This is a genomic window from Paracoccus zeaxanthinifaciens ATCC 21588 (genome assembly GCF_000420145.1).
GTDB classification, from domain to species: Bacteria; Pseudomonadota; Alphaproteobacteria; order Rhodobacterales; family Rhodobacteraceae; genus Paracoccus; species Paracoccus zeaxanthinifaciens.
Genome location: NZ_ATUJ01000003.1, coordinates 39,079 through 62,807 on the forward strand (window position 1 = coordinate 39,079; position 23,729 = coordinate 62,807).

At 67.1% G+C, this 23,729-nt stretch carries 23 protein-coding genes; 9 read left to right on the forward strand and 14 right to left on the reverse strand.

Annotation, left to right across the window (positions count from 1 at the left end):
- Positions 1 to 6: 6 nt before the first annotated feature.
- The 5 genes from F804_RS0103515 to F804_RS0103535 form a co-directional block, all read right to left on the reverse strand.
- Positions 7 to 1,296: a TRAP transporter large permease gene (locus F804_RS0103515; RefSeq protein WP_022706364.1), complete on the reverse strand. Its 1,290-nt coding sequence runs from the start codon at positions 1,294 to 1,296 to the stop codon at positions 7 to 9.
- Positions 1,296 to 1,892, reverse strand: a complete 597-nt coding sequence (locus tag F804_RS0103520; RefSeq protein ID WP_022706365.1) for a TRAP transporter small permease — start codon at positions 1,890 to 1,892, stop codon at positions 1,296 to 1,298. The genes F804_RS0103515 and F804_RS0103520 overlap by 1 nt, the downstream gene beginning before the upstream one ends.
- A 64-nt stretch (positions 1,893 to 1,956) precedes the next feature.
- A complete protein-coding gene (locus F804_RS0103525; RefSeq protein ID WP_022706366.1) occupies positions 1,957 to 2,460 on the reverse strand; it encodes a flavin reductase family protein in 504 nt (167 codons plus the stop codon).
- Positions 2,457 to 3,347 carry an aldo/keto reductase gene (locus F804_RS0103530; protein ID WP_022706367.1) on the reverse strand — a complete coding sequence of 297 codons (891 nt, stop codon included), beginning with the start codon at positions 3,345 to 3,347 and terminating at the stop codon, positions 2,457 to 2,459. Before F804_RS0103530 ends, F804_RS0103525 begins: the two co-directional genes overlap by 4 nt.
- A 1-nt stretch (position 3,348) precedes the next feature.
- On the reverse strand, positions 3,349 to 4,503 hold the full coding sequence (locus F804_RS0103535; protein ID WP_022706368.1) for an LLM class flavin-dependent oxidoreductase: 1,155 nt from the start codon (positions 4,501 to 4,503) through the stop codon (positions 3,349 to 3,351).
- Positions 4,504 to 4,646: 143 nt separating this feature from the next.
- Here F804_RS0103535 and F804_RS0103540 point away from each other — a divergent pair, with 143 nt between their 5' ends.
- The 6 genes from F804_RS0103540 (at position 4,647) to F804_RS0103565 (ending at position 10,202) form a co-directional block, all read left to right on the forward strand.
- Positions 4,647 to 5,318: a GntR family transcriptional regulator gene (locus F804_RS0103540; RefSeq protein WP_051142287.1), complete on the forward strand. Its 672-nt coding sequence runs from the start codon at positions 4,647 to 4,649 to the stop codon at positions 5,316 to 5,318.
- Positions 5,319 to 5,328: 10 nt separating this feature from the next.
- A complete protein-coding gene (locus tag F804_RS0103545) occupies positions 5,329 to 6,465 on the forward strand; it encodes a Gfo/Idh/MocA family protein (RefSeq protein WP_022706370.1) in 1,137 nt (378 codons plus the stop codon).
- 93 nt (positions 6,466 to 6,558) lie between these two features.
- Positions 6,559 to 6,795 carry a hypothetical protein gene (locus F804_RS15530; RefSeq protein WP_051142279.1) on the forward strand — a complete coding sequence of 79 codons (237 nt, stop codon included), beginning with the start codon at positions 6,559 to 6,561 and terminating at the stop codon, positions 6,793 to 6,795.
- 394 nt (positions 6,796 to 7,189) lie between these two features.
- Positions 7,190 to 8,173 carry an ABC transporter substrate-binding protein gene (locus F804_RS0103555; protein ID WP_022706371.1) on the forward strand — a complete coding sequence of 328 codons (984 nt, stop codon included), beginning with the start codon at positions 7,190 to 7,192 and terminating at the stop codon, positions 8,171 to 8,173.
- An 87-nt stretch (positions 8,174 to 8,260) separates the two neighbouring features.
- Positions 8,261 to 9,145: an ABC transporter permease gene (locus F804_RS0103560; protein ID WP_022706372.1), complete on the forward strand. Its 885-nt coding sequence runs from the start codon at positions 8,261 to 8,263 to the stop codon at positions 9,143 to 9,145.
- On the forward strand, positions 9,138 to 10,202 hold the full coding sequence (locus tag F804_RS0103565; protein ID WP_022706373.1) for a quaternary amine ABC transporter ATP-binding protein: 1,065 nt from the start codon (positions 9,138 to 9,140) through the stop codon (positions 10,200 to 10,202). Before F804_RS0103560 ends, F804_RS0103565 begins: the two co-directional genes overlap by 8 nt.
- 34 nt (positions 10,203 to 10,236) lie before the next feature.
- Here the strand turns inward: F804_RS0103565 and F804_RS0103570 are convergent, their stop codons facing one another.
- Complete coding sequence (locus tag F804_RS0103570) at positions 10,237 to 11,133, reverse strand: LysR family transcriptional regulator (protein WP_022706374.1); 897 nt, start codon at positions 11,131 to 11,133, stop codon at positions 10,237 to 10,239.
- A gap of 117 nt (positions 11,134 to 11,250) precedes the next feature.
- On the opposite strand from F804_RS0103570, the gene F804_RS0103575 reads away from it, so the two are divergent.
- The 3 genes from F804_RS0103575 to F804_RS0103585 are packed head-to-tail and all read left to right on the forward strand — an operon-like array spanning position 11,251 to position 15,447.
- Positions 11,251 to 12,330 (forward strand): 4-oxalomesaconate tautomerase, encoded by a 1,080-nt coding sequence (locus F804_RS0103575; protein ID WP_022706375.1) that lies wholly within the window; start codon positions 11,251 to 11,253, stop codon positions 12,328 to 12,330.
- A gap of 33 nt (positions 12,331 to 12,363) precedes the next feature.
- Positions 12,364 to 13,449, forward strand: a complete 1,086-nt coding sequence (locus F804_RS0103580) for a Bug family tripartite tricarboxylate transporter substrate binding protein (protein ID WP_022706376.1) — start codon at positions 12,364 to 12,366, stop codon at positions 13,447 to 13,449.
- Positions 13,450 to 13,500: 51 nt separating this feature from the next.
- Positions 13,501 to 15,447, forward strand: coding sequence for a tripartite tricarboxylate transporter permease (locus F804_RS0103585; RefSeq protein ID WP_022706377.1), 1,947 nt, complete (start codon positions 13,501 to 13,503; stop codon positions 15,445 to 15,447).
- Positions 15,448 to 15,480: 33 nt separating this feature from the next.
- Here the strand turns inward: F804_RS0103585 and F804_RS0103590 are convergent, their stop codons facing one another.
- From F804_RS0103590 to F804_RS0103625, 8 genes are all read right to left on the reverse strand, one after another.
- Entirely contained in the window at positions 15,481 to 15,951 is a 471-nt protein-coding gene (locus F804_RS0103590; RefSeq protein WP_022706378.1) for a RidA family protein, read from the reverse strand.
- Positions 15,948 to 17,132 (reverse strand): amidase, encoded by a 1,185-nt coding sequence (locus F804_RS0103595; RefSeq protein WP_022706379.1) that lies wholly within the window; start codon positions 17,130 to 17,132, stop codon positions 15,948 to 15,950. Before F804_RS0103595 ends, F804_RS0103590 begins: the two co-directional genes overlap by 4 nt.
- 4 nt (positions 17,133 to 17,136) lie before the next feature.
- Positions 17,137 to 18,117, reverse strand: a complete 981-nt coding sequence (locus tag F804_RS0103600; protein ID WP_022706380.1) for an ABC transporter ATP-binding protein — start codon at positions 18,115 to 18,117, stop codon at positions 17,137 to 17,139.
- Positions 18,114 to 19,142 (reverse strand): ABC transporter ATP-binding protein, encoded by a 1,029-nt coding sequence (locus F804_RS0103605; RefSeq protein WP_022706381.1) that lies wholly within the window; start codon positions 19,140 to 19,142, stop codon positions 18,114 to 18,116. The genes F804_RS0103600 and F804_RS0103605 overlap by 4 nt, the downstream gene beginning before the upstream one ends.
- Positions 19,129 to 20,019, reverse strand: a complete 891-nt coding sequence (locus F804_RS0103610) for an ABC transporter permease (RefSeq protein WP_022706382.1) — start codon at positions 20,017 to 20,019, stop codon at positions 19,129 to 19,131. Before F804_RS0103610 ends, F804_RS0103605 begins: the two co-directional genes overlap by 14 nt.
- Before the next feature lie 3 nt (positions 20,020 to 20,022).
- Complete coding sequence (locus tag F804_RS0103615; protein ID WP_022706383.1) at positions 20,023 to 20,976, reverse strand: ABC transporter permease; 954 nt, start codon at positions 20,974 to 20,976, stop codon at positions 20,023 to 20,025.
- A 53-nt stretch (positions 20,977 to 21,029) separates the two neighbouring features.
- The gene (locus F804_RS0103620) at positions 21,030 to 22,634 is read right to left on the reverse strand and encodes an ABC transporter substrate-binding protein (RefSeq protein WP_022706384.1); all 1,605 of its coding nucleotides are present in this window, start codon (positions 22,632 to 22,634) and stop codon (positions 21,030 to 21,032) included.
- Positions 22,635 to 22,799: 165 nt separating this feature from the next.
- Positions 22,800 to 23,444 (reverse strand): aspartate/glutamate racemase family protein, encoded by a 645-nt coding sequence (locus F804_RS0103625; RefSeq protein ID WP_040595693.1) that lies wholly within the window; start codon positions 23,442 to 23,444, stop codon positions 22,800 to 22,802.
- Positions 23,445 to 23,729 lie beyond the last annotated feature (285 nt).

The following is a 23,729-nucleotide window of genomic DNA, read 5'->3' on the forward strand; positions in this document are numbered from 1 at the left end:
GTACGTTCAGTTTGCGAATCCCGTCAGACGCGGGATCGTCATCGAGATTGCCGGGAAATAGGTGATCAGGAAAATGACCAGAATTTCAACGGCAAGGAACGGCAGGATCGCGCGGGAAATGGTCGTGACCCTTTCGCCGGACACCGCCGAGGCCACGAACAGCACCAGTCCCATCGGCGGCGTCGCAAGACCCACGGTCAGGTTGACGCACATGATGATCGCGAAATGCACGCTGTCGACGCCCATGCTGGTGAAGACCGGTCCCAGGATCGGCGCCAGGATGATGATCGCGGGCCCCGCGTCCAGGAACATGCCCACGATGAACAGCAGCACGTTGATCAGGAACAGCAGCAGCAGCGGGTTCTCGGTCAGGGTCAGGATGAACTCGGCCATCATCTGCGGCGTCTGCGACAGCGACACGACAGTCTTGAAGGACATGGCCGCACCGACCAGCAGTAGCACCACCGCCGAGGTCAGCCCCGCGCGGCCCAGCACGTCGGGCAGTTCGGCAAAGCGCATCGTGCGCAGCACGAACAGGCTGATGAACATCGCATAGACGGCGGCGACGGCGGCGGCCTCGGTCGGGGTGAAGACGCCCAGCAGGATGCCGCCCAGGATGATGACCGGCGTCATCAGCGGGAAGAACGCCTTGAGGCTCGCCTGCCCGCGTTCGCCCCAGCTGTAGCGCTTCGAGGCGACGGGGAAGTCGTACTTGTCCGCCATCAGCTTGACCACGATCATCAGGCCGATGCCCACCAGCGCCCCCGGCACGATGCCCGCAAGGAACAGCGCAGCCACGCTTTCGCCCATGACATAGGCATAGATGATCATGATGCCCGAGGGCGGGATGATCGGCCCGATGACCGAGCTGGCCGCCGTGATCGCGGCGGCGAAGCGGCGGGTATAGCCCTGCTTCTCCATCGCGGGGATCAGCATCGACCCAAGGGCCGAGGTATCGGCGACCGCCGAACCCGACAGGCCCGCGAACAGCATCGAGGACAGCACGTTCACATGCGCCAGGCCGCCGCGAAAATGGCCCATCAGTGCCTGCGCGAACTCGACCAGGCGGGTGGTGATCCCGCCGCGGTTCATCAGCTCGCCCGCCAGCATGAAGAAGGGGATCGCCATCAGCGGGAAGCTGTCCATCCCGTTATAGAGGTTGCGATAGAGCAGCGTCAGATCGCGTTCCTGCCCGTTCAGCCACAACAGCAGACCCGGCGCGGCAAGCATGCCGAAGACGACCGGCAGGCCGATCAGCAGGAAGACGAGGAAAAGCGGAAGAAACCAGACAAGCATCAGTCGACCCCCTGGATGCCGGTCTCGGCCTCGGATTCGGGAAGAAGCGAAACGTCGTGCCCCATCAGGGCCGCGATGTTGCGCAGGACAAGTTCGACGCCGACCGAGATCAGCAGCACGAGGCCCACCGGAAGCGAGGCCATCATCCAGGACCGCGGAATGCGATACCATTCGCTGAATTCGAGGTTCAGCGGCAGATAGAGCGAGGCCGAGGCGAAGCGCCCGCCAAGGCCGGTCATCTCGGACCAGCCGATCTGCAGCGCGACGACCAGCACGACCAGCGACACCAGCAGCAGGAACAGGTTCAGCACCCGCGCCGCAAAGGCCGGCAGCATGGTCGGCAGGATGTCGATCGCGACGAAGCCCCCGCGACGCATCGCGGTGGGTGCCATCAGCCCGGTCATCCACAGCATGCAGAAACGCGCGGCCTCGTCCGGCCACGCAAGGGCGCTGCCCAGCACGTAACGGCAGAAGACCTGCAGGATGGTGACGGCCACCATCACCGCGACTGCGGCGATGCCCACGGCGCGGCCGGCCTTCAGCACGCGCTCGTTGATCCACGACAAGGGCCGGATCACGCCATCAATGCGGATCATGAAGATCCCCCTCCCATTCAATGTCACAAGGCCCGACCGCTCCTCAACGTTCGGGCCCCACGGGTCAGTCCTCGACGACCCTGGCGACCCTGCCCCCGAAGAAGGCCAGCGGCGCGCCCGTGCGGATCGTCGCCCGCAGGACCTCGCCCAGGACGATCGTGTGATCGCCCGCCTCGTGCAAGGCATAGCGACGACAGTCGAAACGCGCCAGACAGTCGTCCAGCACGGGCACGCCGTCGTCGTTGGTTCCCAGAACCGCATCGACCATCGCGCGACGGTCCTTGGCGATCGCCATCGCCAGGTCGATCTGGTCGGCGGCAAGAACGTGGATCGCGAAATGCTCGGCGCCCGCGAACTCGTCGTGGCGCGCGCTGGATTTCGCGGGCGACCACATGACCAGCGGCGGCTCCATGGAAATCGAGCTGAAGCTGTTCGCGGTGATCGCGGCGCAGCCCTCGGCGCCGCAGGCCGTGACGACGGTCACGCCCGTCGCGAAACGCCCGAAGGCGTCGCGAAGGTCGCGACCGTTCTCGGCAGTCGGAACGAAGCTGCGATGCGTGTCGGTCATGCGACCTCGCGGCCCAGTGCGGCCTGGTAAAGGCGGAACCACTCGATGCGGGTCAGCTCGACCTTCAGCGCGTCCGCGATCTGCGGGATGCGGTTCAGCGAATTGGTGCCCAGGACCGGCAGGATGCGGGCGGGGTGACGCAGCAGGAAGGCCACGGCCACCGCCGCGCGGTCCACGCCGCGATCCGCCGCGATGGCGTCCAGTTCGCGCGCGACCGGACCGTCGCCGGTCATCAGGCTGCCGCCGCCCAGGGGCGACCATGCCATGACCGCGTCGTCACGGCGCTGGTGGAAGGCCAGATCGCCATCGGTGAAGGGCGAGACCGCCGCCAGCGAGATCTCGATCTGGTTGGTGGCCAGCTTCGTCTCCATCGCGGATTGCAGCAGGTCCACGTCCCAGGGACGGAAGTTCGACACGCCGACCGCGCGCACCTTGCCCGACGCGACCAGCGCGTCCAGCGCGGCGCCGGTCTCGCGGTGGTCCATCAGCGGATCGGGGCGGTGGATCAGCAGCAGGTCGATCCGGTCGATCGCCATGTCGCGCAGCGAGTTTTCCACCGCCGCGTCGATATAGGCCTTCGAGGTGTCGTAATACTTGCACGGCGCATCCGAGTGGCGACCGATCGGCGCGACGATGTCGCATTTCGTCACGATCTCGATCTTGTCGCGCAGGGACGGATCCTCGCGCAGGGCCGCGCCCAGGATCGCCTCGGCGCCGTAATCGCCATAGATGTCGGCCTGGTCCATGGTCGTGATGCCCTGCGCAAGGCAGGCGTCGATCTTGGCCCGGACATGCCTAGTCGAGGTGTCGGCATCGTCGCCGATCCGCCACATGCCATAGACCAGTCGCGACAGTTCCAGGTCGTCGTTCAGCTTCACGCGTTCCATATCAGCGCCTTTCACCCGCGCCGAGCGGGGTATTGGGGGTGGTGTCGGGCACGCGGCCCCACACGCGGTTCAGTTGGCAGGTGTTCATCTGCGGCAGCACGCGGCTGCCGAAATGCTCGGCCTCGTCGATATGCGGATAGCCCGACAGGATGAAGGCCCTGATGCCCATCCGGCGCAGTTCCTCCAGCTTGGTCAGCACCTGGTCGGTCGATCCGACGATGGCCGCACCGCAGCCCGAACGCGCCCGGCCCACGCCGGTCCACAGGTTCGGCTCGATATAGCCTTCCAGATCGGCCAGTTCCCGGTTGCGGGCCTGCCGGCTGACGCCGAGCGAGCCTGCATCCAGCGCGCGTTCGCGGATCAGGCGGCCCTGTTCGTCGTCCAGCTTGCTGACCAACTCGCGGGCGTATTCCTTGGCCTCGGCCTCGGTGTCGCGGACGATGACATGGGAACGGAAGCCGTAATCCAGCGTACGTCCGTATTTCTCGGCCGCGGCATTCGCGGCCTTCATGCGGTCGGCGATGTCCTCGGTCTTTTCCGGCCACATCAGATAGACGTCGCAATGCTGGCCGCACAGGTCCAGCGCATCGGGGCTGTAGCCGCCGAAATACAGCATCGGGCCGTTCGTCTGATAGGGGCGCGCCGGATCGGTGTTCACGTCCGAGAAGTCGTAGACCTGCCCCTTGTAGGTGATGCTGTCCTGCGTCCAGGCCTGCTTCAGGATCTCGACCACCTCACGGGAGCGCTGGTAGCGGAAGGGGCTGGGCTCCTTCTGGCCGGGGAAGTCGCTGCTGATGATGTTCACCGTCAGGCGGCCCTGCAGCATGTGGTCCAGCGTCGCGATGGTGCGGGCCAGCATGATGGGCTGCATCTCGCCGCAGCGGACGGCGGCCAGCATGTTGATCGCGTTCGTGATCGGCGCGCAGCCCGCCACGAAGCTCAGAGTGTCCTGCCCCACCTGGTAGGATGACGGGCACAGGATGTTGCCGAAGCCCTGCGCCTCGGCGGTCTTCACGATGTCCGAGCAATGCGCCCAGGACGAGCGCAGGTCGTTCTCGGGCACGCCAAGATGGCGGTAATCGTCCGAGCAGAGAGCCGAGAACCAAGCGACCTCGACCGCCTCCAGATCGGCGGATGTGACAGGTACGACGGACATGAACTCCTCCCGAGTCGCCTTCGAATTTCTCTTTTGCTACCCCTGTCCTTGATGTAAATCAATGGTGCATCAATTCGACGGACCAGATTTTGACCGACCCCGATCAGCCCCGCGACCAGCGCAGCGACGCCTTGCCGATCTACATGCAGATCAGCGAGATGATGATTCGCGACCTGGCGGCGGGACGGCTGCAGGATGGGCAGAAATTGCCGCCGGAACGGGAACTTGCGCGGCTTCACGGCACCACGGTGCGGACCCTGCGCAAGGCGCTGACGGTCCTGCAGGATCAGGGGCTGATCGAACGCCGCCACGGCTCGGGCAATTATGTCCGGTCGGGCGAAAGGGTCGAATCGGTCTATTCGATGTTCCGCCTGGAACATGCCGATGGCGGGGGCGGCCTGCCCGTCGCGCAGGTGCTGTCGGTGGACTGGCTGCCCAAGGACGAGCTGCAGCCCGAATGGGGCGGATCCGATCACGGCACGCGATTCCGGCGCCTGCGCTTCCTGGACCGCACCATGATCGCCGTCGAGGAGATCTGGCTGGACGGCGCCGCGGGCCGCATCCCGCGCGAGGCGGTGCAGGATTCGCTGTACCTGACCTACAAGAAGGCGCTGAAGCTGTGGATCACCCGCGCCGAGGACCGCGTCGGCATCGGCCGCGTCCCAGACTGGTCGCCGCCCGAATTCACCCTGAGCCCCGGCACGACCACCGCCTATATCGAGCGGCTGTCCTGGGCACAGACGACCACCGCGGTCGAGTTTTCCCGTACCTGGTACGACACCGAAAAGGCGCTGTATGTCCAGCGTCTCATCTGAGGAGGAGAAGATGACAACCGATACGCTGTTCAAGCCGGTTGTTCGCACCGTGACCTATGGGGTCATCGGATGCGGCATGATGGGACAAGAGCACCTGCGCAACATCGCGCTGCTGCAGGGCACCCGCGTGGGCACGATCTACGAGCCCGACCCCCTGATGCGTGCCGAGGCCGCCCGCATCGCCCCCGAGGCACGCATGGTCGACACGCTGGACGAGCTGCTGGCCGATGACGACCTGGACTGCCTGCTGATCGCCAGCCCCAACTTCCGCCATGTCGAGCAGCTGCAGGCCGTCGCCGCCCGCAAGGCCCTGCCCGTCCTGGTCGAGAAGCCGCTGTTCACCGACCCCGAGCATTCGCGCGCCGTCGCCGAATTCGCCCGCAGCTATCCCGCGCCGGTCTGGGTGGCGATGGAATATCGCTACATGCCCCCCGTCGCGCGACTGCTGGAACAGGCCGAGGCCGCGACCGGCGGCATCCGGATGCTGACGATCCGCGAACACCGCTTCCCCTTCCTGCGCAAGGTGGGCGACTGGAACCGGTTCAACCGCTATACCGGCGGCACCTTCGTCGAGAAGTGCTGCCACTTCTTCGACCTGATGCGCCTTGCGCTGAAATCCGACCCGGTCCGCGTGATGGCGATGGGCGGCCAGGCGCAGAACCACCAGGACGAGGCCTACGAGGGGCATGTCCCCGACATCTTCGACCACGGCTATGTCATCGTCGAATTCGCCAGCGGCATGCGCGCCATGCTGGAGCTGTGCATGTTCGCCGAAGGCGCCCGCTGGCAGGAAGAGATCAGCGCCGTCGGCCACCGCGGCAAGATCGAGGCCCTGGTGCCGGGACCGGGCCGCTTCTGGCCCGAACATCTGGGCGCCCCGCCCGTCGCGCAGGTCATCGTGTCCCCGCGCGAACCCAAGGGCCCCGAGGTCCACGAGATCCCGGTCGATCCGACCCTGCTGGAGGCCGGCGACCACAACGGCTCGACCTTCTACCAGCACCAGCGCTTCCTCGAGGTGGTGCGCGGCGAACGCCCCGCCCCCGAGGTCAGCATCGAGGATGGCCGGTGGGCCGTGCTGATGGGCATGGCCGCGCAGCGTTCGATGATCGAAGGACGCGCGGTCGATCTGTCGGAATTCGACGCCTGAACCATCGGCAGATCCCCGCCGGTCGCCCACCCGTGATGCGACCGGCGGGGGTTCGCGCGTTATGTCGCATCCGGACTGCATGAAGGACACGACATGAGAACCCTTGCCACCCTGACCGCCGCGGCGCTGATCGCGGTCACCGCCCCACCCGTCCTGGCCAATCCCGGCCATTCCAACGGCTGCCCGCCGGGCCTTGCCAAGAAGAGCCCCGCCTGCGTGCCTCCGGGGCAGGCGAAGAAGCGGTGGAACCGCGGCGACCACCTGCGGATCGAGGATTACCGCCGAATCGCGGACCCGCGCCGATACGACCTGCAGGCCCGCCCCGACTGAGATTACTACCGTGACGGGAATCGCGTCTATCGCGTGGATCGCGACACGCGCCGGATCCTTGCGATCCTGAACCTCATCGACGCCTTCTCGAACTGAGCCGACAGGGCCATCGAACATCCCGGACCCGCGCCATTCCGATGGCGCGGGTTCTTTCATGCAGACGATTCTTGTCCGGCGCTAACCTCACGCTGCGTCACGTTACTTCGATTGCCTAAATTATCGCGCCTGCGCAACCATTTAGCGCCCATTCGCGTTCCTGATGTGACAAATCAAAATCGCTTGTCTATCATCTATTCACACTTGCGTATCTGAAGCCGCATCCAAGCGGCCATTTTCGGGGCGCCCAAGCGGCCCGATCCCTCGACAAGTCACATTGGGAGTGCACATGAATCCGATGAAACCCACCCTGGCCGTCCTTGGCCTGATGATGACTGCCCCGGCGGCCTTCGCCGAGGATTGCGGCGACATCACGATTGCCGAGATGAACTGGGCCTCGGCCGGTCTGGCCGCATGGGTGGACAAGATCATCCTCGAGGAAGGTTACGACTGCGACGTGGCCATGGTCACCGGCGACACCGTCCCGACCTTTACTTCGATGAACGAAAAGGGCGAACCCGACATCGCCCCCGAACTGTGGGTGAACGCGGTCAAGGTGCCGCTGGACGCCGCGGTCGAGGAAGGCCGCATCACCGTCGCCTCGCAGATCCTGTCGGATGGCGGCGTCGAGGGCTTCTGGATCCCGACCGCCGTGGCCGAGGCCAACGACATCACCACGATCGAGGACGCGCTGGCGCATCCCGAGCTGTTCCCGGGCGCCGAGGACAGCAGCAAGGGCGCGTTCTTCAACTGCCCCTCGGGCTGGGCCTGCCAGATCATCACCGCGAACCAGTTCCAGGCGCTCGGCGCCGAGGAGAAGGGCTTCGAGCTGGTCGACAGCGGTTCCGCCGCGGGTCTCGACGGCTCGATCGCGCGTGCGTTCAACCGCGAGGAAGGCTGGCTCGGCTACTACTGGGCGCCGACGGCGATCCTGGGTCAGTACGACATGACCAAGCTGGAGCTGGGCGTCGAGCACGAGAAGGAAAGCTGGGACAACTGCACGGTCGTCAACAATTGCGAGGACCCGCAGCTGAACGAATGGCCCAGCTCTGACGTGTTCACCGCCGTCACCACCGAGTTCGCCGAGAACAACCCGGTCACGATGGAGTATCTGGGCAAGCGCGCTTGGTCGAACGACACCGTGAACGAACTGCTGGCATGGATGGGCGACAACCAGGCCACCAACGAGGACGGCGCCTACTACTTCCTCGAGAACTATCCCGAGATCTGGAAGGCCTGGCTCTCGGACGAGGTCGCGGCCGAGGTCGAAGGCGCGCTGTAATCGGCGCCTGCACGATGGGCGGGCGCGGCATCCCCGCGCCCTGCCACCCCAAGGCCTTACCCTCCTCCTGAGGAAGAAAAAGAACCAATGGACCTCGTAGATTTCCCCGCCATGGGCCGCAGCGACCTGCGCGAGATGCGCATCGCGATCGACGGCGCTTTCCGCGAATTCACACGGGCTTATGGCGAAACCCTCGAAAACATATTCCACCCGATCCAGCTTCTGCTGGTCTTCATCGAGGACCTTCTGATCGACAGCCCCTGGATCCTGGTGCTGGCCGCGCTGGCGGGCCTCGTCTGGGCGCTTGGGCGCAACCTGAAGATCGTCGGCGGCACCGTGCTGGCGCTGCTGGCCATCGGCTATTTCGGTATGTGGGAAGACACCATGCGCACGATCGCCATGGTCGCCGTCTGCACGCTGATCGCGGTCGTGATCGGCATCCCCACCGGCATCCTGATGGCGCGGTCGGACCGCGCGAACGCGACCGTCACGCCCATCCTCGACATGATGCAGACGATGCCCAGCTTCGTCTATCTGATCCCGGTCGTGATGATCTTCGGCCTTGGCAAGGTTCCGGGCGTGATTGCCGTCGTGATCTATGCCGTGCCGCCGATCATCCGCCTGACCAACCTGGGCATCCGCCAGGTTCCCGCCGACGTGCTCGAGGCCGCCGAGGCCTTCGGTTCCAGCGCACGCCAGAAGCTGACGGACGTGCAGTTGCCGCTGGCGCTGCCGACCATCATGGCCGGCGTCAACCAGACCATCATGATGAGCCTGGCCATGGTCGTGGTCGCATCCATGATCGGCGTGCGCGGCCTGGGTCAGCCGGTGCTGCAGGCGATCAACAACCAATACTTCACCCTGGGCGTGATGAACGGCCTGGCCATCGTCGCCATCGCCATCATCTTCGACCGCGCGACGCAGGCCTATGGCAAGCGCCTGCAGAAGCACCTGGAGGCCGTGCATGGCTGAGGCAACCCACGATATCGAGATCCGCAATCTCTACAAGATCTTCGGTCCGAACGCCGCCAAGCACGTGGAAAGCGTCCGCAACGGGATGACCAAGGAAGAGCTGAAGGCCCAGCACAACCACGTGCTGGGGCTGGACGACATCAACCTGACCATCCCCGCGGGCAAGATCCAGGTCGTGATGGGGCTGTCCGGTTCGGGGAAATCGACCCTGATCCGGCACATCAACCGCCTGATCGACCCGACCGCGGGCGAATTGCTGTTCGACGGTCAGGACATCGCGAAGATGTCCGAGACCGAGCTGCGCGAGTTCCGTCGCCAGCGCACCGGCATGGTGTTCCAGAAATTCGCGCTGTTCCCGCATTGGACGGTGCTGGAGAACACCACCTACGGCCTGCATGTGCGCGGCGTCTCCCGCCGCGAGGCCGAGGAGCGCGCCCGCCGCTGGATCACCCGCGTGGGTCTGGAAGGGTTCGAGGAAAGCTATCCCAACCAGCTTTCGGGCGGGATGCAGCAGCGCGTTGGCCTGGCCCGCGCCCTGACCAACGATGCCGAGATCCTGCTGATGGACGAGGCGTTCTCGGCGCTGGACCCGCTGATCCGGACCGACATGCAATCGGTGCTTCTGGACCTGCAATCCGAGCTGAAGAAGACGATCGTCTTCATCACCCACGACCTGGACGAGGCGCTGCGCCTTGGCGAACGCATCGCCATCCTGCGCGACGGCAAGATCATCCAGCAGGGCACGGGCGAACAGATCGTCCTGCGCCCCAAGGACGACTATATCGCCAGCTTCGTGCGCGACGTGCGCCGCGGCCACGTCATCTCGGTCCGCACCATCATGCGCAAGGGCGCCCACGCGGAAACGCCGGTCACCCTGCCCGCATCGACCCTGCTGGAAGAGGCCGCCCGCGCCATGACCAATGCCGAGGTGTCGCGCGCCAACATCACCGGGCGCGACGGTCAGCATGTCGGCATGGTCACCCTGTCGAAATGCGTGGCCGAGATGATCGCACCGGACGACACCGAAGAGGTCGATCCCGAAAGCCAGGTGGCATAAGTTCGGAAAGGGCGCGGGACGACCGCGCCCTTTCTCATTCGGCCATGCGCCAGCGGCTGAGAAGCATCTCGTGGAACAGTTCGGCTGCGGGCGATCGGCTGCGACCCGCGATGCGCACGATCCCGACCGTGCGGCGGATCACGGGATCGGTCAGCCTGACGGTCGCGATGCGCGGATGCGGCCCCACGGGCATCGACATGCGCGGCAGCGCCGCGACGCCCAGCCCCGCCTCGACCAGGCCAAGCGAGGTGGAGAGGTGCTGCACCTCGAAGAAGGGCTGCGGTCGCAGGCGCGACTGGGCCAGCCCAAGATCCATGATCAGCCTGTTGCCGCTGCCCCGCCCCACCGTGATGAAACGGTGATCGGCCAACTCGCCCCATGACACCGACTCCCGCGACGCCAGCGGGTGATCCTTGGGACAGGCCAGCAGGAACGGCTCCTCGACCAGCGGCTCGAAATCCAGGTCGGGATCGTCGGCACCCCACAGCGTGATGCCGAAATCGACGCGCTGCGACAGCACGGATTGCATCACGTCATTCGCGCCCGCATCCACGATGCGGAACCGGATCGAGGGGAAGTCGCGCCCGAAATCGCTGATCACGTCCGGCAGGAAGTAATAGGCCGCCGTCGGGATGCAGGCGATGCTGACAAGGCCCGACCGCTTCTCGGCAATCTCGCGAACCGACATCAGCGATGTTTCAAGATCGTCCAGCAGGCGCCGTGCGCGCGGCAGGAAATCGCGGCCCACGGCCGTCAGCGACACGCGCCGCGTGGTGCGTTCCAGCAGCATCACGCCCAGCACGGTCTCCAGCTTCTGGATGCGCCTCGACAGGGCGGGCTGGGACAGGTTGATCGCTTCGGCGGCGGCACGAAAGCTTTGCATGTCGGCGGTCGCGACGAAGGCGCGCAGATCCTCGAGGTCGATATTCATGCGCAACCCGCATCAATGGTTCCGATAATTGCAATTCACACAATCGGTCCGGTCTGGCAAGGCTGATCCTCGAAGGGACGGGCAGGACGCGCCCGCCCCGAGGGGGACCTACATCACATGACAAGAATACCCTGCGCATTGATGCGCGGCGGCACCTCGCGCGGGCCGGTGTTCCTGGCCGAGGATCTGCCGCAGGACATCCCCGCGCGCGATGCGCTGCTGATCGAGGCCCTCGGGGCGGGGCACCCGTTGCAGATCGACGGGATCGGCGGAGGCAACCCGCTGACCAGCAAGGTCGCCATCGTCGGACGCTCGGCCCGCCCGGATGCCGATATTGACTATCTGTTCGCGCAGGTGAACGTCACGCAGGCGCTGGTCGATACCGCGCCGAACTGCGGCAACATGCTGGCCGCCGTCGGCCCCTTCGCGATCGAGCGCGGCCTGATCGCGCCCTGCGACCCCGAGACCCGCATCGTCATCTTCAACGTGAACACCGGCAAGCGGATCGAGGCCGTGATCCAGACCCCGGGCGGGCGTGTCCGCTATGACGGCACGACGCGGATCGACGGCGTGCCGGGCAGCGCGGCGCCGGTGCTCCTGTCCTTCCTGGATGCGGCGGGATCGAAGACGGGCAGGCTGCTCCCCTCGGGTATGGCGCGCGAGGTGGTGGACGGCATCGGTGTGACGCATTTCGACATGGCGGTCGCCGCCGTGCTGATCGACGCCACCGACATGGGCAAGACGGGCCACGAGACCGCTGCCGACCTGGACGCCGACCGCGCCTTCATGGCCCGGCTGGAAGCCCTGCGCATGCAATCGGGGCGCATCATGGGACTGGGCGATGTCGGCGCGATGGTGGTGCCGAAGCCGGTCCTGCTGGGCGCCCCCTCGGACGATGCGACCATCGCCGCACGCTATTTCATGCCGCATTCCTGCCACACGGCACTTGCCGTCACCGGCGCGGTCTGCATCGCATCGGCCTGCTGCACCCCCGGAACCGTGGCCCATGCGCTGGCCCGCCTGCCCGAGGCCGATGCCGAGGGCCGACGCCGCATCGTGATCCAGCACCCCTCCGGCCGCATCCCGGTCGAGGTGCAGCAGGACACGCGCACCGGCCTCGTGACCCGCGCAGGGGTCGTCCGCACCACGCGGATGATCTTCGACGGGCATGTCCACACCCACGATCACGCCGCCTGAACCACGGCGATATTTTTCCAGGAGGAGAGAGAGATGAAAGGCTTCACCAAAACCCTGCGCGGCATCCTTGCCGTCGCGGCGCTGACCACCGCCCTGCCCCAGATCGTCGCGGCGCAGGATTTCAAGGGCGAGACCGTCGAATGGACCGTGCCCTTCGGCGTCGGCGGCGGCACCGATGTCTGGGCGCGCTTCTTCGCGCCGCTTCTGTCGCAGAACCTGCCGGGCCAGCCGAACGTCGTCGTGCTGAACGTGCCGGGCGGCGGCTCGATCACCGGTGCGAACCAGTTCGCGCAGCGTGCCTCGGATGATGGGTTGTCGATCCTCGGGACCTCGGCCTCGACGCAGTATCCGGCGATCCTGGGCGATCCGCGCGTGCGCTACGACTATGCCGAATGGAAGGCCGTCCTTGCATCGCCCACCGGCGGGGTCGTCTATGTCGATCCGCGCTATGGCGTCAGCGGCCCCGCCGATCTGGACAGCCTGCGCGCCGAGGAGATCCGCTTTGCCAGCCAGGGCGCGACCGCGCTGGAGATGCCGGTCCTGCTGGCGCTGAAGATGCTGGAGCTGAACATCCGCCCCGTCTTCGGCATGGAAAGCCGCGGCGCGGGCCGCCTTGCCTTCGAGCGCGGCGAGGCCGGGATCGATTTCCAGACCAGCTCGGCCTATCTGGGCAGCGTGGTTCCGCTGGTCGATGCGGGCAAGGCCATGCCGCTGTTCTCGATGGGCATCGTCGATGCCGAAGGCAACGTCTCGCGCGATCCGTCCTATCCGGACATGCCGACCTTCGTCGAGTTCTTCACCGAAGCGACCGGCGCCGCCCCCGAGGGCGAAGCGTTCGAGGCCTGGAAGGCCCTGATGATCGCCGGCTATTCGCTGCAGAAGATGGTCGTGCTGCCGCGCGACGTCCCCGCCGAGGTGCATGACGCCTATGTCGCCGCCGCCGAGGCCATCGTCGCCGCGCCCGATTTCCGCGAACGCGCGGGCGAGGAGCTGGGCGTCTACGACCAGCTGGTCGGCGACGAGGCCGATGCCGCCCTGCAGGAGGCCCTGACCGTCGATCCCGAGATCCGCGCCTTCCTGACCGAATGGCTGTCGCAGGATTACGGCGTCCGCTTCTGACAATCACGGGCCGGGGCCGACCAGCCCCGGCCGATCAAGGAGTGATCATCCATGTTGGATATCGCGTTTTCCGCATTGGGACAGGTCCTGTCGGGCGGCCATCTGGCGTTCCTCGCGCTCGGGGTGCTTGTCGGACTGGTCGTGGGCATCCTGCCGGGCCTCGGCGGCATCGCCGGCATGTCGATCCTGCTGCCCTTCCTTTACGGGATGGAGCCGGGCGCCGCCCTGGGCATGCTGATCGGCATGGTCGCGGTCATCCCGACCGGCGACACCTTCACCTCGGTCATGATGGGCATCCCGGGGTCCAGCGCCAGCCAGGCGACAGTCCTGGACGGCTTTCCGATGGCCAAGCGCGGCGAGGCCGCCCGCGCGCTGTCGGCATCGTTCTTCAGCTCGCTGCTGGGTGGGCTGATCGGCGCCGCCGTCCTGTCGGTCGCGATCGTCATGGCGCGTCCGCTGGTGCTGTCCTTCTCGTCGGCGGAACTGTTCATGCTGACGCTGTTCGGCCTGTCGATGGTTGCCGTGCTGTCGGGCCGCAGCCTGGTCAAGGGCGTGGCGGCGGCGGGCCTCGGCCTGGTGATCGGCGTGATCGGCACCGCCCCCGCCACGGGCGAGCCGCGCATGACCTTCGGCATCGACTATCTCTATGACGGGGTGCCGCTGGTGGTCGTCGCGATGGGGCTTTTCGCCATCCCCGAGATCGTGGATCTGCTCAAGCGCGGCACCGCCATTTCGGACCGCACGCCCCTGGGCGGCGGCTGGGCGCGCGGCGTGCGCGACGTGCTGTCCCACCCCTGGCTGGTCGCCCGCTGCGCGACGCTCGGTTGCGTGATCGGCGCGCTGCCGGGCCTTGGCGGCGCGGTGGTCGACTGGATCGCCTACAGCCATGTGGTGCAGACCTCGCGGGACCGCACGAATTTCGGCAAGGGCGATGTCCGCGGCGTCATCGCGCCGGAATCGGCCAACAATGCCTGCCAGGGCGGCGCGCTGATCCCGACGCTGCTGTTCGGCGTGCCGGGTTCGGGGTCGATGGCCGTGTTCCTTGGCGGGATGGTGCTTCTGGGCATCCAGCCCGGTGTCACCATGGTCGAGACGCGCCTCGACCTGACCTATACGATCATCTGGTCGCTGGCGCTGGCGAACGTGCTGGGCGCGGGGCTGTGCGTGCTGGCAGCGCGGCAGGTCGCACGCCTGACGCAGGTGCCGTTCGTGATCCTTGCGCCCTTCATGGTGATGATCGCGATGTTCGCGGCATTCCAGGCGTCCCGGTCGATGGCGGACCTGGTCGCGCTGATCGTGATGGGGGGCTTGGGCATCTATCTGCGTCGCTTCGGCTGGCCGCGCCCCGCGCTGCTGATCGGCTTCGTGCTGGCACCGGGGGCCGAGGCGTACCTGTACCAGGCCGTGCAGTTCTACGGCGCGGAATGGATGCTGCGCCCGGGCGTCGTCATCATCGCGCTGATCACCGTCGTCTCGGTCTTTCTGGGCCTGCGCTTCGGCTCCGGGATCTCGAGCGAGGGCGACAGCGACACCGCGGACCAGCAGACGCGCGGGCGGCAGATCGCGATGGCCGCGATCCTGATCGCGGCGGGCGGATACTGCCTGTTCGAGGCATCGCGCCTCAGTTTCCTGGGCATGGTCTTCCCGCTGGTGATCGGTGCGGTGACGCTGATCGGCGGCCTTGCGGTTGCGCTGCGCATCCGTGGCGGTCGCCTGTCCGAGATCCACGACGACGACGCGACCGCCGCGCAGGCGGGCCGCTGGTCGGGGCGAGAGGGCTATCTTGCCGTCTTCGCCGCCGTGGTCGCGCTGATCTGGGTGATCGGGTTCCTGCCCGCGATGGCGGTGTTCTTCCCCGCCTTCCTGATCGTCGCGGGCGGCGTCCGCTGGACCTCGGCTGCGGCGATGACGGTGGGTGCCGTGGGCTTCATCGCCACGATCACCTGGGCCATGACGCTGCGCCTGCCCGAGGGGCTGATCGCACCCATGCTGTTCTGACGAAAGGGGCGCCCCGACCGGGGCGCCCTTCCCTCAATCCTTCAGCTCGACGATGGCCTCGACCTCGACCAGCGCGTTCGCGGGCAACGAGGCCACGTTCACCGCCGTGCGCGCATGCTGCCCCGCATCGCCCCACAGGTCGATGAACAGCTGCGAGGCACCGTTCACGATGAACGGACCGTCGCCGTAACCCGCCGGTGCCGCGACGAAGCCGCCCACCCGCACGATCTGCGACACCCGCGACAGGGACCCCGCGACCTCCTTGATGGACCACAGCAGGTTCAGCGCACACATCCGCGCGGCGGCCTGCCCCTCGGCGATGTCGAAACCCCAGCTGACGGGGCCGAAATACAGCGGCTCGCCCTCCCACTCGCAGATCTGCCCCGACAGATACAGCATGTTGCCGCTGATCTTGCCCGGCAGGAACAGCGCCCGCGCGGGCGCCGTCGTGGGCAGCGCAAGGCCTATCTCGTGCAGTTTCGTTTCGATCGGACAATCGGTCATGCCGGAACCCTCCCCTTGGTTTCTTGCATTCGGCAGGCCAACGCGACCAGCGAACGGTCGGATCCACGCGGACCGATCAGCGACAGCCCGAAGGGCGCCCCCTCGATCCGGCCGGCCGGAAGGACCACCTGCGGCAGTCCCGCCATCCCGGCGACGCACAGCAGGCGCTGCGCTCCGTGGCGATAAGTGTCGAACACCTCGACCGGGGCATCCAGCCGGAAGGCAACGTCATGCGAGGCCGGGGCGATGATGACGCCCCGGCGCCCCAGAACGCCCGCGACATGCGCGGCATAGTCGCGCCTTGCGGCACGCGCGATCTCGATCCTGTCGGCGGGCATGGCCTCGGCTGCGGTGGCGCGACCGTCGATCCCGCGCACCAGCGGCATGCCGGACGCGCGGATGAAGGGCAGGATCGCTTCCTTGCAGTCGGCGGTCATGGCGCCCAGGAAGACCGCGTGGGCGGCATCGACGCCTTCGGGAAAGACCTGCACGTCGCGCGGATAGAAGCCTTGGGCGAAATCGCTCAGGATCGCGCGGGCGGGCGGGGCCAGCTCGGCTGCCATGTCCTCGGCCAGCAGGTATTCGGGGTCGTCCAGCGGCAGCGGATCGTCGTCCATCAGCGCATCGACCGCGCGGGCCAGCGTGGCCCCGTCGCGGGCGAAGACGCCGCAGGTGTCGAAGCTGGGGGCCAGCGCCATCGCGCCCTCCAGCGACACGCGCCCATGCGTCGGTCGCAGCCCCCAGATCCCGCAGAAGCTGGCGGGCGCGCGCACCGATCCGCCGGTATCGGACCCGATGGCGATATCGGCCAGCCCGCCCGCGACCGCCGCCGCCGACCCCGAGGACGATCCCCCCGGGATGCGGTCGGGCGCGGCGGGGTTCACCGGTGTGCCGAAATGCGCGTTCATGCCGTACATCGACCAGGCCAGCTCGTCCGTATGGGTCTTGCCGACGAAGCGCGCGCCCGCGTCCAGCAGGCGCTGGACCGAGGGGGCCGTCGCCTCGGCCACCGGGCTGGCCGCCAGCCGCGTGGGGCAACCGCATCCCGTCCGGTATCCGGCCACGTCGAAGATGTCCTTGACCGCAAGGGTCAGCCCCGCCAGCGGCCCGCCCGGCGCATTGGGCACCGCGACGGGGGGATAGGGCATGAAGGCGCGATAGGGGTCTTCCGAAAGCAGCATCCCCTTATTCCGCCGCGATGGGTTGGCCCGCACGCAGGCAGGCGACGCGCCGACGGGGTCCGGGCGTCTTCACGGGCGGCAGTTCCGCACGGCAGGCGGGCAGCGCCAGCGGGCAGCGCGGGGCGAAGGAACAGGCATCCGGCCGCGTCTCCAATGACGGAGGCGCACCGGGGATCGCGTCCAGCCGCGTGCCCTTCGCCACGTCGTGCAGGTTCGCGGCCAGCAACCCTTGGGTATAGGGGTGCTGGGGGTCGGCGATGACCTCGCGGGTGGTGCCCTCCTCGACGATCTGGCCGGCATACATCACGGCGATCCGTTCCGAGATCTCGACCGCGACGCCGATATCGTGGGTCACGAAGATCACGGCCATCCCGAATTCGCGCTGCAATTCGCGCAGCAGCAGCAGGATCTGGATCTGCACGGTCGCATCCAGCGCGGTCGTGGGCTCGTCCGCCAGCAGCAGCCGGGGGCGGCAGGCCAGCGCCAGCGCGATCATCACGCGCTGCCGCATCCCCCCCGACAATTCGTGGGGATAGTTCTTCAGCCGCCGCTCGGGCGACGGGATCCGCACGCGGGTCAGCATGTCCAGCGCCGTGGCCATCGCCTCGGACTTGTCCACGCCCTTGTGGCGCATCACGGCCTCGGCGATCTGGTCGCCCACGGTATAGACAGGGTCCAGCGCCAGCGCGGGTTCCTGGAACACCATCGACACGTCGCCCCCGCGATAGGACCGCAGACGCTTGCCCGACAGGGTCATGATGTCGGTGCCGTCGAAGGCGATGCTGCCGTCCAGCCCCGTCCGCCTTTCGGGCAGCAGGCGCAGCAGCGTCTTCAGCGTGACGCTCTTGCCGGAACCGCTCTCGCCCAGAAGGGCCAGGGTCTCGCCCGGCATCAGCTTCAGCGACAGGTCGTTGATCGCGTGGACGGTGCGCTTGCCGTTGAAGCGGACGTTGAGGTTGTCGATCTGCAGGATGGGATCGGTCATACGCTTGCCCCCTCGGCTGCCTTGGGATGCCCCGAGGCCGGATCGTGCAGGTGGCAGGCCACCCAATGCGGGGACCCCTGCCCCATGCGCCCCAGCACCGGATGCTTGCGCTTGCACACCTCGGAGGCCATCGGGCAGCGCGTGTGGAAGCGGCACCCCGACGGCGGGTCGATCGGGTTCGGCGGATCGCCCGACAGCGGCGGCTTGGTCGTGCGGTTGTCGGGGTCCATCGACGGCATGGCCGAGAACAGCGACCGCGTATAGGGATGCGCCGGCGCGTTCCAGATGTCGTCCACGGGCGCGACCTCGACCACCTCGCCCAGATACATCACCAGGATGCGGTCCGAGATGTAGCGCACGACGTTCAGGTCGTGGCTGATGAAGATGTAGGTCAGCCCGAATTCCTCGCGCAGGTCGGCCAGCAGGTTCAGGACCTGCGCCTCGACCGACTTGTCCAGCGCGCTGACGGCCTCGTCCAGGACGACGACCTTGGGCGACATGGCAAGCGCGCGCGCGATGTTGACGCGCTGACGCTGCCCGCCCGACAATTCGTGCGGATAGCGTCCGGCAAAGCGGTCGGGGTCCAGCCCCACCCGCGCCATCAGCCGCCGCGCACGGCCCTGCGGATCGTCCAGGCCCTGCACCCGTGCGCCGAAGGCCACGCTGTCGCCGATGGTCATGCGCGGGTTAAGCGAGGCATAGCTGTCCTGGAACACCATCTGGATGTCGCGCCGCAGCGCCTTGAGCGACATGTCCGGGCCAAGGCGCCTGCCGTCCAGGACGATGTCGCCCTCGTCCATCTGGGTCAGGCCGATCAGCAGCTTGGCGGTCGTGGACTTGCCGCAGCCGGATTCGCCGACGATGCCCAGGGTCTCGCCCGCGGCGACCTCGAAGCTGACGCCGTCCACGGCCTGCACCACCGCCTGCTGTCGTCCCAGGATGCCGCCATGGATGGGAAAGTGCTTCTTCAGTTCGCGCACGCTCAGCAGCGGGGCGGTGCTTCGGGCGGTATCAGTCGCGGACATTCATTGCACTCCTCAGGCCATCGCTCAGCAGGTTGAGGCAGAGCGAGGTGGCGAAGATCATCACACCGGGCAGGGCTGCCAGCCACGGATCGACATAGATTGCGGCCCGCAGCGTGTTCAGCATCAGGCCCCATTCGGGTTCGGGCGGGCGCACGCCGATGCCCAGGAAGGACAGGCCCGCCGCAAGGATCATGCAGACCGAGGTCAGCGAGGTCGCATAGACGAAGATCGGCGACAGCACGTTGCCGATGACATGGACGCGGATCACCGTCAGCGCCCCTGCCCCCGACGCCCGCGCCGCGTCGATATAGTCGAGGCTGCGCACCCCCGAGGTCACGGCCTCGGCCACGCGGGTCACGGGCGGGATGAAGACGATCGTCAGCGACACGAGGCTGTTCGTGATCCCCGCCCCCAGCGCGCCGGAAATGGCGATGGCCAGCAGGACCGAGGGGAAGGCGAAGAACACGTCCACCACGCGCATGATGATGGTGTTCGTCAGCCCGCCGACATAGCCCGCGGCAATGCCCAGCGCGCTGCCGATGAAGAAGGCGAAGACCACCGGCATCAGCCCGATGAACAGGGTCAGCCTGCCGCCATAGATCAGGCGGGCCAGCATGTCGCGGCCCTGTTCGTCGGCGCCCAGGATGTGCCCCTCGGTGCCGATGGGCTTCAGGCGGGCGATCATCGACCCGCGATAGGGATCGGCCAGCCCCAGCCAGGGGGCGAAGACCGCCGACAGGATCAGCAGCGCGATCACGATCAGGCAGGCCATCGCCACCTTGTCGCCTGCCAGCCTGCCCAGAACGCCAGACCAGTAGCCCTGCGGCTTTGGCGCGGCTTCGGCTTGCGGTTGCAGTTCCGCTTCGACCTGCGCCATGGCTCAGCTCCTCTTGATGCGGGGGTCGATGGCGGCCTGCGCCACGTCGACGATCAGGTTCATGGCCACGAAGAACATCGCAAGGATGAGGATCGTGCCCTGCAGCAGCGGAAGGTCGCGCTGGAAGATCGCGTTCGACAGAAGGAAGCCCGATCCGGGCCAGTTGAAGACGGTCTCGATCAGGATCGACCCGCCCAGAAGGTAGCCAAGCTGAAGGCCCATGACCGACAGCGCGGTCGCGGCGGCGTTGCGCGCGACATGGCGCAGCACGTCGCCCCTGCTCATCCCCTTGGCATAGAGCGCCTGGACGAAATCCATCGACAGGATGTCACCCGCCAGCGCACGCACGGTCCGGGCGACGATGCCGATGGGCACCACGGCCAGCGTCACGGCGGGCAGGATCAGGTGGCGGATATGGGTCCAGTCCCAGTGCCAGTCCTGCGAGCCGCCCGGTCCCGCGCCCATCGAGGGCAGCCAGCCCAGGTTGACCGAGAAGATGATGACCAGGACGATCCCCAACCAGTAGTTCGGCACGGACACCCCCGCGATCGAGATGGCCGTGACCGCGCGGTCCAGGACCGTGTCGCGGAAATACCCGGCCAGGAAGCCCAGGAAGGTGCCGATGGGAAAGGCGATGATCGCCGCCGAGAAGGCCAGCAGCAGCGAATTGCCGACCGCGCCGAAGACCTCGGCCGCGACGGGGCGTCCGGTGGCGATGGAGCGGCCCATGTCGCCCTGCAGCAGGTTCGCGATCCAGATGAGGTATTGCACGGGGACGGGCTTGTCCAAACCGTAGGCCGCGCGCATCGCGGCCTGCTGTTCCGCGGTGGCATCCACCGGCATGATCGCGGTCAACGGATCGCCCGGCGCGATCTGGACCAGCATGAAGCACACCACCGAGACCCCGAAGGCGACCGGCAGCACAAGGATGAGGCGTCGTAGGAAATAGCTGAGCACGTGACGTTCCTGGCTGATGGCGGCACCCCGCGAAGGGCGCCGCCGGTTTCAGCTCACTCCTCGATCGTGATCGACGAGAAGTCCTGGTACCAGTTCTGGGCCTGCACGAAGCCCTTCACCTTGGGCGCCATGGCGCGCGGTGCGACATCGTGCGTGACCATCAGGAACAGCGCGTCGTCCACGTATTTCTCGTGGGTGCGCTGCAGCACCTTCACCTGCTCCTCGGGATCGAAGGTGGTCTTGATCTCCTCGAACAGGGACTGCATCTCGTCGTCGCAGTAATGGCCCCAATTGGTGCCGTTGGGCGCGATCAGGTTGCAATCCAGGTGACGGATCAGGCCGGTGAAGGGATCCTGGATGAAATAGGTGAAGTTGATCGACTGCGACCCCTCGACCGACGGGTCCTCGGCACCTGCGCGCCACAGGTTGATCATCTGGTTCCATTCCACGACCATGAACTCGACATCGATCCAGGCCTCGGCCAGCGACTGCTGGATATATTCGTTCATCGGCAGCGGCAGCATCTGACCCGACCCCGAAGGAGAGATCAGCGCCTTGACCGACAAACGATTGTCGGGACCGTAGCCGGCTTCGGTCATCAGGGCCTGCGCGGCCTCCAGGTCGTAGGTCGGCTTGAACTCGGGTTCGCCGAACCATGCCGAACCGGGCGGCAGGAAGCCCTCGGCCGGGATCATCAGCCCGCCCAGCAGCGCACCCATGCCTTCGCGGTCGATGGCCAGGTTCGCGGCCTTGCGGACGCGGATGTCGTTCCAGGGGGAATCCTCAAGCCGCGACAGGTGCCAGGTCCAGTTATGCGGATAGGCGTTCGACGAGATGACGAAGCCGTTCCCCTCCATCGCGGGGATGGTGTCGGGCGCGGGCGCCTCGATCCAGTCCACCTGCCCCGACAGCAGCGCCGCGGAACGGGCGTTCGGCTCGGGCAGCGGGATCAGGACGATCTTGTCCAGTTCGGGCACGCGCTCGGCGTCCCAGTAATCGGGGTTGGGGACCAGTTCGGCGCGCTCGCGCGGCACGAAGGCCTCCAGCTTCCACGGACCCGTTCCCGAGGGGCTGGCCGCGACCTTTTCCCAGTCCTTGTCCAGCGCCTCCCAGTTGGCGCGGGACGACACCATGATCCAGGCCAGCTGATAGGGCAGCGTGGCATCGGGTTCCTTGGTCACGATCTCCAGCGTGTGATCGTCCACGGCGCGATAGCTGGCGATGGCCGGGATGCGCGACTTGCCCTGCGCGGACTGGCGCGGGTCGTATTGCTCGGAATCCTCGACCAGCAGCTTGTCGAGGTTCCAGACCACGTCCTCGGCGGTGAAGTCGCTGCCGTCGTGGAACTTGACGCCCTCGCGCAGCTTCAGCGTCCACTTGGTGCGATCCTCGGGGTCGGTGGTCCATTCGGTCGCAAGGCCGGGCACCAGCTCCGAGGGCTTGTCCGCGCTGGACAGGTCCCAGTTGATCAGCGCGTCATAGACCGTATAGCCCATGAAGCGCATCCCCTCGCCGCCCTGGTCGGTCTGGCCGGTCGTCAGCGGGATGTCGGCGGCGGTCATGCCGATGCGCAGCGTGCCTTCGGCCAGCGCACCATGCGCCCCCATGAAGGCCACCGACAGCGCCAGTGCGGAAAGCGTCTTACGGAAGTTCAGCAACGTGGATCTCCTTGTTTCGGACCGACCGGCCCGTCATGGCTTCCCCCGCATGTTTCCGGACGCGCCGCGCGCTTGCACGGCCAATTGGCGCGAAAATGGGCGGATTTTCCGAACTGCGCGATGTGCACGCATGATGTATACAGATTGCCCCGTTTTGACGCAGGGTCAGGTCGCGCGGGACTGGATTTGTCGCTTCATATCAAGGGCCGCAGCGGTCACCGCGTCGATCAGCGGCACCTTCAGCGCGATCCGGTCGGCCAGCCCCGACAGGGGGCCGCCGCCGATGCAGACGGCATCGGCCCCGCGCGCAACGGCCATCCGCACGGCGCGCACCAGCGTATCGATCAGGCGGTCCGGGTCGTCCATCAGCAGACGCGGATCGACATCGCCTGCGGTGAAGGTGCCCACGAAGCGGTCCCCATGCCCGAGCTGCGCGGCCCGCGCGTCGATCGCCGCGACCAGCGCGGGCGTCGTCGTGGCCACGCCGAACCGCCCGTGACGCGCGGCGGCGGCAAAGCTGGCCTGCGCCAGCCCCGTCACCGGCACCGGCAGCGCCGCGGCCAGCGCATCCGCGCCCGGATCCCCGAAGGCCGAGACGATCACCCCGTCCACCCCCCGCAGCGCACGGCCGATCCGCTCGACCTCGGGGGCGGCGGCGATCAGCTCGCCCTCGGTCAGGATCATCCCGGGCGCGCGGGTCGCGGTATGCCCCGTGATGCTGGCCCCCGGCACCGCGGCCTGCGCCAGCGCCACCATCCGCGCCGTGGTCGCGGTGTTCGAATTCGGGTTGATCAGCGCTATCGTCGTCATCATCCACCCGCCGGGACCAAGATTGCGCCCAGCCTGATCCCGTGCCGCGAGCGCTGACAAGCGCCTGCGCCCTTTCGGCACTGCGGCATGACCACCGAATCCGCGTTTCGGGGGAAGGTTCTTCCGGCTGCCCGCCGCATGGGCAGAATGCGAAAAACAACCTTCCGCCTTCCGCCCGATCCGAGGAACGTCCGTTCTGTCCGTGGAACGACAGCGCCAAGCCTTTCCTTTTCTTCCGGCGCCCCCGTTGCGCAGGCGCGGCACGATCCGATCTATAGCGCAGCA